The organism is Vibrio sp. 10N.247.310.98 (assembly GCF_041467395.1).
In the GTDB taxonomy this organism is placed as follows: domain Bacteria; phylum Pseudomonadota; class Gammaproteobacteria; order Enterobacterales; family Vibrionaceae; genus Vibrio; species Vibrio crassostreae_C.
Map to the genome: position 1 here is coordinate 119,675 of NZ_JBFSUL010000005.1, position 15,967 is coordinate 135,641.

12 protein-coding genes are annotated in these 15,967 nt (G+C 43.4%); 8 read left to right on the plus strand and 4 right to left on the minus strand.

All coding sequences use genetic code 11. From position 1 onward, the window contains the following. Nucleotides 1-13: 13 nt before the first annotated feature. The 4 genes from AB6E78_RS03900 to AB6E78_RS03915 all read left to right on the plus strand — a co-directional run bounded on the left by AB6E78_RS03900 (nt 14) and on the right by AB6E78_RS03915 (nt 5,662). Nucleotides 14-3,682, plus strand: a complete 3,669-nt coding sequence (locus AB6E78_RS03900; protein WP_372129067.1) for a hypothetical protein — start codon at nt 14-16, stop codon at nt 3,680-3,682. After that, nucleotides 3,675-4,154, plus strand: a complete 480-nt coding sequence (locus AB6E78_RS03905) for a hypothetical protein (RefSeq protein WP_102558272.1) — start codon at nt 3,675-3,677, stop codon at nt 4,152-4,154. The genes AB6E78_RS03900 and AB6E78_RS03905 overlap by 8 nt, the downstream gene beginning before the upstream one ends. Before the next feature lie 501 nt (nt 4,155-4,655). Next, entirely contained in the window at nt 4,656-5,204 is a 549-nt protein-coding gene (locus tag AB6E78_RS03910) for a hypothetical protein (protein ID WP_102558273.1), read from the plus strand. A gap of 8 nt (nt 5,205-5,212) precedes the next feature. Further along, on the plus strand, nt 5,213-5,662 hold the full coding sequence (locus AB6E78_RS03915; RefSeq protein WP_102558274.1) for a type II toxin-antitoxin system YafO family toxin: 450 nt from the start codon (nt 5,213-5,215) through the stop codon (nt 5,660-5,662). Nucleotides 5,663-5,758: 96 nt separating this feature from the next. Here AB6E78_RS03915 and AB6E78_RS03920 read toward each other — a convergent pair whose 3' ends face one another. Continuing rightward, a complete protein-coding gene (locus AB6E78_RS03920) occupies nt 5,759-6,103 on the minus strand; it encodes a hypothetical protein (RefSeq protein WP_136987070.1) in 345 nt (114 codons plus the stop codon). 466 nt (nt 6,104-6,569) lie between these two features. Here AB6E78_RS03920 and AB6E78_RS03925 point away from each other — a divergent pair, with 466 nt between their 5' ends. The 3 genes from AB6E78_RS03925 (at nt 6,570) to AB6E78_RS03935 (ending at nt 10,816) form a co-directional block, all read left to right on the plus strand. Continuing rightward, nucleotides 6,570-8,978, plus strand: a complete 2,409-nt coding sequence (locus AB6E78_RS03925; RefSeq protein ID WP_136987069.1) for an Ig-like domain-containing protein — start codon at nt 6,570-6,572, stop codon at nt 8,976-8,978. A 312-nt stretch (nt 8,979-9,290) separates the two neighbouring features. Next, nucleotides 9,291-10,079 (plus strand): serine/threonine-protein kinase, encoded by a 789-nt coding sequence (locus AB6E78_RS03930; protein ID WP_102305763.1) that lies wholly within the window; start codon nt 9,291-9,293, stop codon nt 10,077-10,079. Then, complete coding sequence (locus AB6E78_RS03935; RefSeq protein WP_102305764.1) at nt 10,079-10,816, plus strand: PP2C family serine/threonine-protein phosphatase; 738 nt, start codon at nt 10,079-10,081, stop codon at nt 10,814-10,816. The genes AB6E78_RS03930 and AB6E78_RS03935 overlap by 1 nt, the downstream gene beginning before the upstream one ends. A 68-nt stretch (nt 10,817-10,884) precedes the next feature. On the opposite strand, the gene AB6E78_RS03940 is transcribed toward AB6E78_RS03935, so the two are convergent. Then, complete coding sequence (locus AB6E78_RS03940; RefSeq protein WP_136987068.1) at nt 10,885-13,371, minus strand: Ig-like domain-containing protein; 2,487 nt, start codon at nt 13,369-13,371, stop codon at nt 10,885-10,887. A 423-nt stretch (nt 13,372-13,794) separates the two neighbouring features. On the opposite strand from AB6E78_RS03940, the gene AB6E78_RS03945 reads away from it, so the two are divergent. Then, nucleotides 13,795-14,601, plus strand: coding sequence for a hypothetical protein (locus AB6E78_RS03945; protein ID WP_136987067.1), 807 nt, complete (start codon nt 13,795-13,797; stop codon nt 14,599-14,601). Nucleotides 14,602-14,681: 80 nt separating this feature from the next. Here AB6E78_RS03945 and AB6E78_RS03950 read toward each other — a convergent pair whose 3' ends face one another. Together AB6E78_RS03950 and AB6E78_RS03955 are read right to left on the minus strand one after the other, a co-directional pair. After that, nucleotides 14,682-15,473 carry a hypothetical protein gene (locus tag AB6E78_RS03950; protein ID WP_372129069.1) on the minus strand — a complete coding sequence of 264 codons (792 nt, stop codon included), beginning with the start codon at nt 15,471-15,473 and terminating at the stop codon, nt 14,682-14,684. 50 nt (nt 15,474-15,523) lie between these two features. Next, entirely contained in the window at nt 15,524-15,874 is a 351-nt protein-coding gene (locus tag AB6E78_RS03955) for a hypothetical protein (protein ID WP_133150988.1), read from the minus strand. Between the last annotated feature and the right edge of the window lie 93 nt (nt 15,875-15,967).

The following is a 15,967-nucleotide window of genomic DNA, read 5'->3' on the forward strand; positions in this document are numbered from 1 at the left end:
TAGGGAATCGGACATGACTTTATTAGTATCGACAGCACAAGACGCATTAAGCAGTCAATTGTATGCCCTGCATATGGGGATTATTGATCGCTTCAATGACACGGTGAGAGAGACGCGTAGCCTGATCGAAGCTGATGAGAAGTATATTTGTCATGAAGGCTTAAGTATGGGGAAAGACAGCACATTGGTCGCACTGTGCTTGATTGAAGCTTACAAACAGAGCATTGCGGAAGGAAAAATCGAACCCTCACGTCCACTGATGATAAGCACCGTTAATCCTGGTGCAGAAGCATTGCCAATGCAGATGTACAGCGAGTATGCGGCTCCGTTCTTGAAAGCCTATGCGAAGGACTGTGGCATTAACCTTTTCTATGATGGTGTGGCTCCTGACTTTCATGAAGAGTACGCCAATCGTTACTTGTCGGCACAAAAAGTGATTCAGAATGCGTCTATGTCCGGCGACTGCACTGTAATTTTGAAGCTGATCCCTTCCGAGAAGTACATTAAAACCATGTTGAATCGATTTGAAGGTATGGAAGGTATGGAAGGCATGGAGCAGTACGCGTCGTCACCGGTTATCTCTTTTTCGGGCTCACGCGTAAAAGATGAAAGCACACGTCGTACTCGTAATATGAAGAAGCAGGGTACTGCACACAAGACCATCGATGCACTCAAGGCGGAGCTGGTGGACCAAAGTGACGTCAGTAAATTCCAACTGTACCAGTACGCTCCTATCCGAGATTGGTTAACGGATGAAGTCTTCACGGCCTTAGAGTTAGCCGGAAAGAAGCCTTTGACGAAGAACCTCCCTGGTATTCAAAATGCTATTCCAGCATTCATGTCCGACTTTGCTTTGTTGTTGGCCATCTATGGAAATGCCGCGCAAGAAGCATGTGAGATTTCAGTCGGACAAAAACATGGTGCTGGGTGTTCAGGTAAAGCTCGATATGGGTGCTTGATCTGTACTCAAGTTGGCACCATTGATAAAACACAAACCAGTTTAGCTAAACAAGACCGATGGAACATCCTCGGTCAAGAGGAAGCTTTGCGTTTACGTGATTACATGTTCCGCCTGTCTGCGAACATGAGAGCTCGTGCTTTGCATGCCAAAGGGTACGACAGTGTTGGTTTTGGCAGAATTGCACTTCAACCTAATGTGTTGAAACCTCGCTACTTGGAGAAGTTAGTCAGACTTTTTGCTCAGTTATCGATTCTTTCAGAAAACAGGGCTGCAGAGTTCCGTCAACTTATTGCCGAAGGCAAAGAGGATACACATCCCGGCATTGTAGAGATCCAAAATGATGTGACGTTGAATGCGAAAGCGAGACGTGGTTATTTGGCTATGTATAAAGCTCAAGCGGTGAATCCACAAATCAAACTATTCTCTGAACGTCACGCAGTGTACCTAAGCTATCGCTGGGGCATTGACGGTATAGCAAGCCTTCCGTTTAGACCACTTGCTATCTGGCGTGATCTTCACTTAAGACCTGAGTCATGGATTCCGTTTCCGAAAACCAATGCAGAGTGGGAAGCGGAAACGGGGAAGACCATCAAGTTAGTTGACCCGCAATATCCTCTCCCTGAAGCAGTAATGATGCCTGTGTTCAAAAAAGAGGAACCGAACCATTATGTGGCCAACCACCGTGCGCTGCTGTCGTATTGGCGACGCCCGATTGATACCTCGGATATCACTAACGAAGCAGGCTTCAACAATTGCACGCTTGAGCGTTATCCCCAACACAATACGCCAGTCAAAGTGGAAATGTCGGTTTCACATTCATTCAATGACACGCAAGTTGACGATGGCCAGTATCAGCTGAGTGCAAACATCAAAGGTGAAGTGCATCTGGTCGATATCGGGTCTGTTACCTTTGGTACGCCCGAAATGGGGAAGGTACGCATTGACGGAAAATTGGTATCGAAGTCTTTTGAGTCAGAGTATCTATCTACCACGTTCACTGAGTTGGCCACTAATCGCATCAACAATGTAATGGAAGCGATCTCCGATAAATTAGTTCAACGTGAGTTCGTAAGCTTACAATCTGCCCAGCAATTCGTGAACAAAGCCCTCGCTACTGAGTTTCCTTCAAAGAAACCGACTTTACTTACTCATTCTATCCCGTATTTAAAAAGTGCGGTGCTAGGTGTGGCGTATAACGAGAAACCGAGAAAGGTGTCAGCAAAAGCCCATTTCACAAAGCGAGTAGTACGAACTCAAAATGGTAAGCTTACGAAATCGAATACCCGCGTTAAATTCTATCCATTGTCAGTAGATTCGCGCTTACATCTTGCCCATGCCAATAAGTTAAATGGCCTTAATGTTGACTTTGGGTATGCATATGAAAAAGAAGTTAGCGTGCAAACTGAGCTCATTAACTGCCATGGAGAGCTGGTGGATGGTGCAAAAATCGCCGTCACCGAACAGTCCATAGAGATGTTTAAGAGACTGGGTGGCTTTGAACGTGCATTGGATGTACATGATTCACATTTAGCTCATGCGCTCCGTCATCGTGGCCCAGTAAGAAAGTTTATATCAACGTGTCCAGCTGAAATGTTGAATACGATGGGGGGCGTGGTCGTGTCACCTTCATATATCGCTAAGTACCGTGAACTTCTCAAGCGTACTCAATTGTTCGCAGAACTCGGCGCTTTGGACTATCAATCAATGTCTGTTGAGGAAATCCAAAAACAGCCTTGGGCTATTACCATGAAGCAACACAGGATGGATAAAGTGGGTGTACTTCGTGTTGTGCGTGAACTAAGAAATAAGCAAAGGAAGCAGGTAAAGGCGGCTTTGCATGCGGGAACGCCACATCAAGAGTCACTGCTTCAGGTTCAACAGTTGTTTAATCTTGCTCACCAATATGTGGAAGAAGGGTTTGATACGTTATCTACATCGATATTTAACGTCCAGTTTAATACTCACGAGATTAGTCACACTCAAAGGGCAGCGGCATACAAAGCATGGTTACTGCTCAATCAAGATGCGCTGTCTTCATTTAATGAATTGCAACGCATGGCGCTGACCCCATCGCAAAGAAACCAAATTTCACTGGATGCGTCTTCTTTATCCCACCTTGCTCGTGTTACTGAAAAAGCCATGAGCGATCTCAGCACTACGGCTACAGCTGCTATTCAAAAGTGGAGCCCTATGGTTCAGGCTGTTCAGTCAATACGTGAGCAAATTGAACTCGCAGAGAAATCAGGTCAAGATGAAGCACAAATTCGCGATCATCAAATTGGCTTGTATAAGTTAGCTATTGAGCAATATCACCCACAGACAGCTGGTGCATTGTTTGAACCGTCTGCGTCTCACCTACGACCTAATCTGACGAATTTCAAGTTGATGCTGGATAAGCAGCTTGAGAGAATGAGCAAGGCAATCGAGTGGTTTACTGACTTAGCAAAAGGCATTTCAGCTGAAGGGTCGACATTGAAGAGCAAAGCAGTAGCAAAAGTCGATCTCTCAACGCGTCTTAGTTACTGTGCTAATTTACCAAACACTTCACAGAAGGTGCCTGTTCCGGCGTCACTAGAACTGCCAGTAATCGTGCATGAGGACTTAATATTGGAAAGTAAGTCGGAGTCAAAGCAAAAGACTAAAAAGACCGCAAAGAGAACGAACACGTTAGAAAGCATGCTTGCATATCAAGCTAAACAAGAGGACTTCGAACATGTCTAACTATCAAATGGAAAACGACATCGCCTTAGTTGCGAATGTCTGCCATGTATCGATTACTCGTCTGAAAAATTGGTGCAAGACTTCACCTGAAAAAGCCATGCTGTTTGATACAGCGTGTACAGCTATTGAGTTACAACCGGAGACATATAAAGCGGTTCTGCAAAACGCGGTGAGTCTATCAATATCGAACCACCATGAGACTCATAGCCTTTTAGGGATACCATACAAGGTTGAGCGTCTGAGTGGGTTTGCTGTGCCTGTTAATACGCTAAGACGTTGGATGAGTGACAATCCGCATACATATATAGCCGCAGTTATCGGCATGCAGCAATTGATAATCCGCCAGCATTGCGATGCTTCTGTCTCCAAAAAGCTGTACCAAAAAATCGGTTTATGCTACTCAGAACAGTGCAGCCTCTTCGTGGCCAATGCTGACGCGGTTGGTAAACTCATTAAAGGACTAAAACTATAACGTCAACTGGCTTTATCGGTTTAGCTAACTATTTAAAGGCGAGGGTCCATCATTATCTTGGCAAGGTTTTTTGGCCACCAGCCACCAATCGAATTTACAAAACCCTCCCAGAAAACCAGAGACATTGTGGATACTTAACGTTAATATGTGATATAAATCACACTTATCGTATAATCTTAGACTTGTTTTAAGACGATATCCCTTTGATTTTCCCTAAACTATACCTAGAACCGCTCTGAATCGCTTTCTAACGTACAACGATGGTTCGGGTTAATTCCGCGATGCCATTACTGCTACTGTTGCACTAAACGCTACCTGCGCAACATATGGGCATGAGTGGTGTGATATTAATCATTATGGGCTGATTGTTAGCAATATTGAATGGTTGTAATCTGGCCTTGGACATGGATAATTCCCGTCCCGTGAAATGAGCTAGGTTTATCACCTCTCTATAATTACTCCTATAATGTTTTTGAGGTCACAATGAAGAAGAGGCTAATTATGAGTGCAAGTATTCTTGCTGCGCTCGGTGGCAATGCCAGTGCGTCAATGGGCGATACTGTTGCTAAAGCTATGGATCTTCGTCTAGAGACAATTGAGTGTAAAGATGACCAACGCCAAGTTTCGGCTGAAAGCTTAGAAATGGCTGTGTCTATTATTGCAAAACTCAACACTCAAACTAAACAGCTTAGAGAAGTTTACAGTGAGATTGAGCAATCAGATGTACCTGAGAGCTATTTTGATAAAGTAACTATCGATGAGCTGGTGGTCGCAGACGGTTATATCCGTGGTTTTGAGATGATTCTTAAAGCGCAACACGAAAGCCTAAGTCGTCGTGCAACGGCATATGAGCAACCAGCGGTTGAAACAGCAAAACAAATTCGTAAGGCTACAGCGAAGCTACGCCGTGCCGTTGGTGATTTAATGTCGATCGAACGCCAACTCCAAGTGGCTTCGATTGGTAAATATGAGACTAGCTTTGAGATGACTTCTGATAAAGTTGCAAAACTCAAAGCGGCGACACAAGCGACTGTCTCTAATTATCACTAGGGGAACGCATGAAAAACGTCACCCCATCCCCTCGATTTGAACAAGAAATCAAAGCACAAGGTTTCAATGACGTTGAAGCTTTGTGCAAAGATATCGCCCTTCACTTAAGTTACGACGATGATCTATCGGTTCAATATCTTGGCCGTGTTGCAAGTCTAGCCTATCCGACAGACGCTGAAGATGCAGGGTTGGGGCATATCCACTTGTGGGACCCGAGCAGTCCATGGTTTGACAGCGCCAAACAAGGCAAATGGAATCGAGCACGACGTCAATTCGATAGAACGAGTGACACTTGCATTGTGTATTCTAGTCATTGGGAAAATGAAGACGAAATCCTTTTACTTGGTGTAGCAAATCCTTGCCACACAGATAAGGCGAAAGGTAAATTCTCAAAGCTTTTTGATAACAATTTCATGGAATATTTTCTAGAGGAAGGGTTGAAGTTCAACGACCTGTAATCCCCCTGCCAGCTCAACATCAGCTGGCATTCATTCTATTTGGTATACCACCAATCCTTCGTGTTCATTGAACAACAAAGAGCGCCCCCTTGTTAGTTATACTTCGATTTTCAATTGTTTGTTGCGGTTCCTAGCTTTGAAATTAACCGTTTCAGAGATTTCAATAACGACCTCATCACAACGTTCATTGTGAAGTCTTGCTGGTGGAAATTTGATGGGCTTTCCTATGTTCTCAAGATACTGAAATGTATCATTTTTTATCTCAATCGCCTGTTCTGCAATAGAAGGTGAATGAACCACACCGTTACGTAGAATTTCTTCCGTTTCGCAAACCCCCAAATCAAAAGCCTCTATCAACATGCTTGCTGTTTCCCATGTTATTTCTCCGACTTCTGCCGCAGCAATCCAAGTCGAGTGATATCGAAGTATAGTTTTTTTCATATTGAGTAAAGTACTTGGTCAATCTTCCATACTGACAACGATGGAGATGGAATATATTCCTGTAGTACTGTCTGTCATTGTCGGAATTAATGTCTTTATGTTTATCCTAAAGTTTGAGCGTAAGCCTATAGACTCACAAACTACTGGGTCAAAGCCCGTTACCAGTACGACGACTGACACTGACTGATCTCGAAGCCCATCCGATTAAGTTATACGTACAATACACCTTCTCTACCTCGAAAATGAATGGCGAGACTGACGGCGTTGGTCTTTCTTGTCATTCATTTAACCAAGCCTAGCGCGGTAGCCAATCTTCTCCCTTTACCTTCAGTTACGTAAAACAATCACTGAAAATCATGCCATTAATTGGAATTTCTATGTACCACAGAAGATAACATCGGTGAGATGGCCGATGCCTTTGTTTCGACCATAGACCGCATGGCTGACTTTGAAAGGTACAGAGAAAATGAAGACCACACTAAAGCTCTCCTTAATGACAATGATTTTAGGGCTAACGAATGTTCCAATCGCTTCGGCTGCGCTAGAACAAGTTTCATTTACCGATACGAGTGGCAACCCTAAAAGCGTCGATGGCCGTGAATTGAACATGGTCAACATAAGAGACACGCTGACCCTTAAGATTTCATCTGGTTTGGATAGAAAAATTCAGGTTCGACTGCAACATGGTTCAGGTCTAGTTGAAAGTCAGTTGACCGCTGTCATAAATATCCATGATCGACTGAACATAGACGGCAAGGATTTCTACGGTAAGGAAGTGGTTCTCAGCAAGGTGCCTCAAAACGAAGGGGAGTACACCGTTGTTGTGGAATACCTAGATTTATCCAATGCAGTCGTCTCAACGGAATCTTATACATTTGTGCAAGACACGATTAAGCCGGTGATCAGTGGGCAGTTCGTTCACATTCTCAATGCATATTATGGTCACATCGATAATTTTGGGAACACAGGGACAACGAAGCAGCTTGAAGTGAGTGACATTAGTGACAACAACGGCATCTCACGAGCCAGATATTGGGTTAAGCAACCAGATGGTTCCAAGAAATACAAAGACGTTGAATATAATCTAGAAAGAAAAACCGTGATTGTGGCGGGGTCTATCGCGGCCACCACTGGTGCGGGACTTGTCCCTGCGCCCGGATATTACCAATTTGGAATCGATGTTTATGATACATCAGGTAATGTAAGTACCCTTGCTCGATCGTCACATATGGACTTTACTTGCCCAGCCACCAGCTCCAATAAGATTGAAGTACGTAACGCGCAATCTGGCGTTTGGGAATCGTACTACTCAGGTATGACGATATACAGCAACCCAGTCTCGATTAGATATGGCCGCTTACTCTCACAATTTGCTACTAATGACTCCCCTTATGGTTGGAAGAAACTCAATCATATGGTCAGCAACACAGACTCTACGTATGCGTATTACCAGCCGACCATTAACTACCCTCAAATGTATAGCTACTTCCATTTTTATACGGAATCGGGTCATTACTGTTCGACTTATCGATATCGTGATTTGAATTTCAACCTCGCTGCGGGGGTTGATATGGCACCGAAATTTACGGGGGTGTGGCACAAAACCAATTTATCAAGTGAGTGGATCACCAATGACAGACCGAAAACGAATGTTCCCTATACAATCAATGCCGTGCGAGTATTCGTTGAGCCACGTAGTTATCGACAAAAGCTCACCATAACCGCTGGCGGCTCATGCTACGTGAACCCCGGCGCGACATCATGCGATATCAGTACGAACTATATTTACGCCACAGGGCGCGGTTATATCCCATATTCTATCTATACCGCTAAAGAAGACGGCTCGATGAACATTCACGGCGGTTACTTATATACATATTGGGATTTCAATCCAATCGCCATTCGCTCTATTCATTATGACGGAGCCGCACAAAACATTACGATGCAAACGTATGATGCCGATACTGTTTTTGATTGGCGGTCTTCCATGTGGCGATATAGCTCCATTTCGGCAACGGCCAACATTGGAGCCGGTCCACAAGACATCCCTGTCTCTCATACAAATCAGATCGACTTGCAGACATACGATTTCAGCTTCGATGTGTCTGCTCTAGATGTTGAAATGAATGTGCCTTTTGTATTTAAAGTCATTGACTCGTATGGCAACGAAACCAACCGCGTTGAAACGTTCACGATTGATACTGTGAAGCCCAAGATACAGGTTATGTATTCAGGCGAAGCATTACCCGAGGTGTTGAGTGATATACGTGATCTTGAAATCCATTTGGAAGATTTCAGTGAGGCTGTGCCGACTAGTGTGCAACTGTTGGGATCTGATGCTGAAGAGAATGTCTATCTGGCGGTGCTATCTCATGGTGATGGGCTGTTTCGTGTAGCGAAGCCCAAAATATTCCCCACGCTCAATTATGAGGAAGGAGAAAGGTACAAGCTAATTATTACCGCTGAAGATGAGCAGAAGAACGTACAAAACAAAGAAATATCCTTTGGATATGAGCCAGATAACCTGATTGTTGTTGAGGCACAACCTTACGTACCTGCAAACCAAGCTTTGTATGATGTTTCATCAAATGCACTGGCTCGAATTTACACCGAAGATCCGCTCATAATTGAAGGTGGGCAACGTGCAACTGGTCCACAAACAGCGGAAATCAGTAACCGTAAGGATTCGGACTTCGCTATCTCGATTGTGGCGGATACGGGTATTGTGAATGTGTTACCAGGCGAAACCAAAGCGGTGATGGTAGATCTTGGGCCTGCAGGTGACCTCTTGGAAGTTGAAGTGTTTCCGTCTGAGCGAATGGAAGGTACGGCTCAATTTATGTTCTCTATACCGTCCCTCAGTACTATTTACTGACGATTAACAGGGCGAAGCGATTAGATATTCTCACGCGCCTTTACCGCCCCTGTTCATGCTTATGTGAACAGGGGCTTCTTCGTAATAACCGTTGATGATTTATGTTTCTGAGATATGCCTAAATGTGGGAGAGTACTAATGTCTCATACCAAGCAGAAATTATCCGAAATCAAAAAAGCGGATATCACTGCTGTAAGGTGAACTATGTAATCTCGCCCTCTTATTTAAAATGTTGTATTCTCACGGCAACTATATGATTTGTACATTAATAAACCTGTCAATAATTGATGGACAACGTTTTGAGGTCTATTCGTGTTATCTATCGCGAACTATAAATTTACAACTGTTGAACCTTTAGGCGAAGGCGGTTTTGGCTTTGTCGAAAAAATCGAGCTTGTCAGAAACTACAAAGAAGGTGAACAACCTAATCAATATGCGCGTAAGGTTTTGGCTCCAAAGAACGATCTTAAAATGTTTAAAGAACGATTTAAGCGTGAGGTTTTCAGTCAGAATAAATGTGAACACAAGTATGTCGTTGATATCTACCTCGCAGATCTAGACTGTGATTCACCTTACTTTATTATGGAACTTGCAGATTGTGACTTGGCGGATCTCATTAAAGCAAATGAACTAAGTGAGCAAGACAAACTCGATGTCATGATTATGACGTGTAAAGGTTTACAACATATTCATAGTAAAGGTTACCTACATAGAGACATCAAGCCATTTAATATTCTGAAGTTTTCACATGATAAGTACATACAATTGAACGGTGAGGTAACACCAGATGTCTTCTATAAGATTTCAGACTTTGGTTTAATTCGAAAAACCGATCCTGACCCAACATCTGAGGTTCTAACTTCTTTCGGAACCATTCTTGGTACTACGAGATACTGTGCTCCAGAATTGATGTACTCAGGCATCTACACGCATCAAACGGATATTTTTGCTTTAGGTAGAGTGTTTGAAGAGTTGGACGTTCAAGATAAACATTTGCAGAAAATAATTGCAAAATGTGCTGATTTCCAAGCACGCACTCGATATACGAATATTGATCTCGTTTTGGAAGATATAACCAACGTTGTTGAGGTTGTCGAATAATGCTAAAGCTAAAGGAATGTAGTAGTTTCACTCATGCTAAATCTGATAAAAGAGTAAACCAAGATTCGATCCTTACCCCCACTAGGTGTGATGATGGTTTTCTTTTTGCAGTGGCCGATGGAGTTGGTTCTTACAAGGGCTCTGATTTAGCTTCAATGGCTGCTGTTGAGTATTTAGAGAAGTCTCATCTGTCCAAGGCTCGTTTACTTTCTCCAGATTTATTCGAAGGTATCTTAACGAACGTTAAAGTGCTGTCTAACTATGACCCTGAATATGAAGTGGCTTCAACAACACTCACTTATGCATACGTAAATTCAACCGAAATAATAATTGGTCATATTGGCGATTGTCGAGCTTACGTAAAGCAAGGAAACAAGTTGGTCCAACTAACTAAAGATCATACTCAGCATCAAATGTTGATCGATCAGAAGTTATATACGAAGGCCCAATTGAAAAACGCAACAGGGAAAAACCTAATCACAACAGCTATATCTCAAGTTGTACCAATGAAACCTGAGTTTTTCAGCTTTAAAGTTTCTGATTACGTTGATGACCTACAGAATTTAACTATTTATCTGATGAGTGATGGCGCACATGCGTACTGGGAGGAAAACCCTAGATTCTCACCGAACACCATGAAAAATGTCACAAAATTATCTAACAGCTTATTACGTCGTATTGAACGGAAAGGCGCAAAAGACGATTATACGCTCGTTGCATGTACATTTTCTGTTTAGTTAAACAATTAAAGGAGCGTCAAGCTCCTTTTTTATTACGAACGTACTGCTCTGGACGCACCAGTACCTCAATCGATATACGCTGAACTGAGTTGCGGCAAATTAAACAGAAAATCGGCTTGTCCATTGTTGTTATCTGAAACCGGATAGACTTCGACATATAGGGGGTCACCATTGCCTAAGTCGATTACGATGTCCTTCGTTTCTCCCGGAGTGACTTCAACCCAACCGTTTTTAGTTTGAATTCGAATAGGGAAGTCCGAGGAGGCATTGTTGGTGATTTCACCCTGCTGGTCACCCGTGGCCAACATACTGTTTTCGAGTGTGAGTGCTCGCTCTGTCAGGATGATCGCCATTGGTTTACCATTTGATAAATACAGCGGTGTATTACTTTGCGACGCTAAATAGTCAATGGTGTCCATGACAATCAAGTTTTCGGGCTTGTAACTGAAACTTCTGAGTATTGAGTTGGTATTACTAAATTCGTCTGCAGCAACGACCGATAACGAATAGATTTCATTTTCATCAAGCGTGGGGAAGAGTTTAGGTAATTCGAGTTGATAGGTTTGGCTGTTTACTGTTTCTTCAATAAGTGAGTATCCAAGCTGATAGTCAATGTCATAACGAGAACCACGTAATGAGACAGTAATGTCATTGATGCTAGAGCTGTCAGAAACGGTAAAGGTCACTTTTCTCAAATCGGTCACCTGATCTGATAAAGTGCTTCCATCATAACCCATGAGTATCGATGGAGCGGTCTTGTCACTGACGTAAGTGACGGCATGTTTACGAGTGTCTGGACCGTGGCGCTCTCTTGCATAGACGTAGACTTCATGAGTCCCCTCTGGTAGCTCGGTTAGATTATATTGGCCTTCAAAAGTCGTGCTGTTGACCGTTGAGTTAAATCGCGAGACATTGAGCTTGTTTCCATCGGCATCTTGCAGTTCATATCTATCCATGTAAATCCTATTTTGGTAGCACGTATGGCATGTAAGCTCGACGCGAACCGATAAGACCTTGGTATCTTCATTAAATGAGGTTTCCTCTACAGATGGATAGTACCTATCATTGTATGATCCAACGGGGTACGTAGGGTTACTCGATAAAGTCTGGTCTTCACTACGTACAGTGAAGCTACTGTGATAATAAGCCGATCCACCAGCTGTCATTGTCCAAGGTGAGCTTAGGATAACATCACATACATCTTGCCCTGTCGGAACCGAACATGAATGCCCTGCGTGATAGGCAATTTGAGGATAACTTCTAGCATTTACAAAAAGTCGTATGCGTTCGATCTGTACTGGCAGTTCATCATTGTACACACGTCGACTCCATGACCCCCAATCTTGTGTATCCGAATAATAGTATTGCCCATATCTCGGGACAGGAGTTTGTCGGGCGCTATCTGAGAGTGTTACACTATAAAGACTTGGCCCAGTCACATTCCGGTAATGCGCTTGGTTTCGCCATGATATACCGATGGCTCCAGCGGGTGAGGTATCGACAAAATATATAAACCCGTCACCTCTGTCTGTGTATACGGCGTTAGCTCCAGAAGCCCAGATTCCCCCCGCATTGTCGAAGCTCCCAGAATCATCGCGAAAATTCCAATCTGCTACACGGTATAAGACCGTTACGGGATTGGTATCTACCTCCATGTCGCGCACATAAGGTTGAAACCCGGTTAATCCGCCAATTACATTGCTACTCCCTGGAACCAAGACACCAACAGCCTCTAGTGTGTCCGTTCGTAACGAGTCCCAATACACATCTTGATAGGCGGTATAGGTGACATTACCGGCCTTGTCCGAAATCTTTGTTCGCGTTTGGAATCGATCAATCGCATTACCAACTGGGAATAGAGTAGAGTTCGCTGAAAGGTTTATTTCAGCAGATAGTTTTGACTCAGTGTAGGCAAGGCTCTTCGATTTATATGGAATACGATTGTCTTCGGCGTCGAAGGTGAAGGTTTCCATCTCAATGTTATCAATGCCCGATGTATCGGAGACATTTTTGACTTCAACGATGGTTGAGGTATAGGAACCCATTTGAGCTGATAAATACCAGCTTCCGGCAGGCAGCATTGAGTTTACATAGCCGCCATACATGTATTTTACTGACATATCATCAGAGGCTGGTGGCGTGACATCCCTAATGATGTTCGTGGTTTCTGAATTAACCACCTCTCCATCTAGTGACAGCGTTTGCGCCTGAACGGTAAAACTGCCTTCTGAGGGAATAGAAACGTTAAGTAATGAACCGAAATACTCACTATTGAATGGAGACTGTGAATCATTGACCGTGATCACGTTACCCGTGCTGTTGGTCACAGCAACGCCGTTCTGAAGAATATTGACTCGGATGCGACGATCTAATCCCGCACTAACATGAACCCCTAATTGGCCGACGTTATTAATTAACGTGGATTCGGCAGTGTTCGTTTTTACAAGCTTGGATATGCCGAGTGTATCGGTGAACTCGAACCCCTCGATTGCTGAATGCGCTAACCCAGAAGCGGTAAGACAAATTGAAAGAAAACATAATCGAAATTTCATACTTGACCTATTTAAATCAAAGTGAATTAGATTGATGTTATCAAGAGTGACTTAACAGGAATTCAAATAAAGGAAGAAATTACGGTGATTGATTGACGATGGTGCTTTAAAAAAAAGAAAAGGGCTCGTAATGAGCCCATTCTCGCTCTTGAAACCCCTTCCAAGAGACTTGTGCTCGCAAGACCTCTCCTGCAAGACTTCAATCCGAGGATTGACCTTCTGGAACCCCTTCCAGTCGGATTTGTATGGAGGAACTAAGAATAAACTTATGTCATTCACTCGTTCAAAATTAGTATACACCAGAAAGATTAAATGTTTAGAAAAACAAACCTACTTAAAAAGTCAAAATCGCGTCGTTATTTGAAATAAAGTGTGGATCGCCCAATTAGAATGACTCTGTAACTTTACTCAAAGGACGATCCAATGAACCAATCTCCCCATCTATTCAGTTGTCTTATTGCGAGCGTCTTCGTTATTACTGGTTGTTCAAGTGAACCCGAAGATGCTGCGTATTGTCCCCCCGTAAATACTAACCACAGTCCATCTCACAAAGTTGATGGTGCCAGTGAGTATTTCAAAGCGGCGACGCCAGTGTCATTGAATGAATTTAACCTTAAGTCATACGAAGCTCCGATCATTGATGGTGAAATCCACTTGACTGATCCCAAACGCATATCGAGTCGGTACGTCTTAATGAATTTGAATCATGGGAAGGAGTCACTGTATGTCATAAGGCATGCGGCGATGGACTATTCAAGGTTAAGTGGATACGACTACGCGTTCTTAGCGGAGCATAAAGAGCATGCAACCGTAGTAACAAGTGGTGAGAAGGTGACGGTCGTTGCGTCTTCTGGGAAACCGAACTCATTCAACTACATTGAAGCGCCAATTTATAAAGAGGGATATGAGGGGCGGGTCGAATGGAAGACACAAGAGTACCTATATGGGTTGGCCACTCAATTTGATGAACTCTATATCGACACAGCGATTTCTATTGATAACAAGCCTTATGTTCTGGGTTTCGCCAAAACAAAGACAACCACAGGTGAACGGGTGGGCGTCGTTTTGTTCGACTTGAGCGATAAGGGTTCTTATAAGTACACAAGGGTTATTGAATATAAAGGTGAGAAAACGCTGACCGGCAATGCGATGTATGTGTATCAGCACGACAACGTTGTCATGGTCAGCGTGTTTGATAAAACGTTTAAGGTCGCCCATCCAAAATCATGATCCTGGTTCGTTTCCGATAGTTAACTAGCACTCTCCCCTGAAGCTCCGCGAGGAGCTTTTGTGCATAATTACCGTTGATTTTATACCTTGTCTTTAATCTCCAGTGTCTGTTGCGATATGTACATTCCGCACATACTGGAAATTGAGTTCAGTACTGTATTGGAATCCACTCCCGGAAAGTTTCTGCAGTAGACCTCTAGGGCCATTAATCCAATATGCATACTTTGTGGAAGGCTTACTGGTACGGGTCTGACCGATTTGTCCTTCTGACCTACTTGGAAAAAGACTTTCGTACCTTGGTGTTCTACGCCAAAGAATTTCGATGATTTCTCACCGCCGACACCATGATTGCTGAAACTTATCTTTTGGTAATAACCCAAACATACACCAATGAACAATGGCAGTTCGATGTCTGTGAGTTGAATCGCGACCTTATCTTTCCAGTTGTATGAGCGATCAGTTGAGTTATTACTAAGGGCAGCTTCTAAACGAATGGTATAGAAAATATTTTGCTCGCCATTTTCATCAACAATACCCTGTTGGCTCGACTTCAGCTTTTCGTCCGGCTTCACTTCTAACGCTGCTTTACCGCCATGAACTTTGTAACCATGTGCTCGGATCTGGCGCAGCGAATTCGAATCAGGCGCAGGGTTATTTGCTTTGAATGGATTGTGTTTGTTTCCTTCCTGTTGCGGGTTATTTGCTGGTGGTACAGATCGCGCTAACGCTTGGTTGTTCTGAGGTTGGTTCTGAGGTTGGTTTTGGCTTGGTCCGTTTGCAGGCATCGAATGTACGTTAGCAGTCGATGGACCATTGTTATTTTGAGGCTTCTGAATTGGACGATTGTTTGGTGAAAATGTTGACGTGTTCATAAAAGGAATCCCTGCATGACATTTAACAGGGTTATACAACTTCGCACTCGCTATTTAGATTTTGGCGAGCTTTGTTCGATGTGTGTTTCGATATCCGATAGCAATTGTTTCGTATGGACGCACAAGCGGTAGTAAACGGTGGGGGACTCATCAGCATAGGGGCTTAAAAACGTATCTGCTGAGTATCCGGTATTTTGATAGTAAGCACTACGTATGCCTTCAGTCAGAATGCGCAGAGGGATGACAGGGTAAGGGTCAATCAATGTTTGGTTGGCTTCTAATGACGACTGTAGAGCGAGTTCAGATTGCAACAGTGCTTGCTTTAATACGGCTGTTAAGTCGACCAGAGCGTTATGGGTTAAGGTTGAGTCAATCAACGTTAAAGAGTTTGTGTTTTTCATACCATCGAGTGTCTTTGATGCGTTCGATTTCATATATTAGCATTTCTTGATGTGTTGTACTTATCATTCCCAATTTTTTTAAAAGCACAGCAA

Bases quoted from the DNA above. Each gene is read 5' to 3' on its own strand.
- AB6E78_RS03900 (WP_372129067.1), top strand. From the start codon at position 14: ATGACTTTATTAGTATCGACAGCACAAGACGCATTAAGCAGTCAATTG.
- AB6E78_RS03905 (WP_102558272.1), top strand. From the start codon at position 3,675: ATGTCTAACTATCAAATGGAAAACGACATCGCCTTAGTTGCGAATGTC.
- AB6E78_RS03910 (WP_102558273.1), top strand. From the start codon at position 4,656: ATGAGTGCAAGTATTCTTGCTGCGCTCGGTGGCAATGCCAGTGCGTCA.
- AB6E78_RS03915 (WP_102558274.1), top strand. From the start codon at position 5,213: ATGAAAAACGTCACCCCATCCCCTCGATTTGAACAAGAAATCAAAGCA.
- AB6E78_RS03920 (WP_136987070.1), bottom strand. From the start codon at position 6,103: ATGAAAAAAACTATACTTCGATATCACTCGACTTGGATTGCTGCGGCA.
- AB6E78_RS03925 (WP_136987069.1), top strand. From the start codon at position 6,570: ATGAAGACCACACTAAAGCTCTCCTTAATGACAATGATTTTAGGGCTA.
- AB6E78_RS03935 (WP_102305764.1), top strand. From the start codon at position 10,079: ATGCTAAAGCTAAAGGAATGTAGTAGTTTCACTCATGCTAAATCTGAT.
- AB6E78_RS03940 (WP_136987068.1), bottom strand. From the start codon at position 13,371: ATGAAATTTCGATTATGTTTTCTTTCAATTTGTCTTACCGCTTCTGGG.
- AB6E78_RS03945 (WP_136987067.1), top strand. From the start codon at position 13,795: ATGAACCAATCTCCCCATCTATTCAGTTGTCTTATTGCGAGCGTCTTC.
- AB6E78_RS03950 (WP_372129069.1), bottom strand. From the start codon at position 15,473: ATGAACACGTCAACATTTTCACCAAACAATCGTCCAATTCAGAAGCCT.
- AB6E78_RS03955 (WP_133150988.1), bottom strand. From the start codon at position 15,874: ATGAAAAACACAAACTCTTTAACGTTGATTGACTCAACCTTAACCCAT.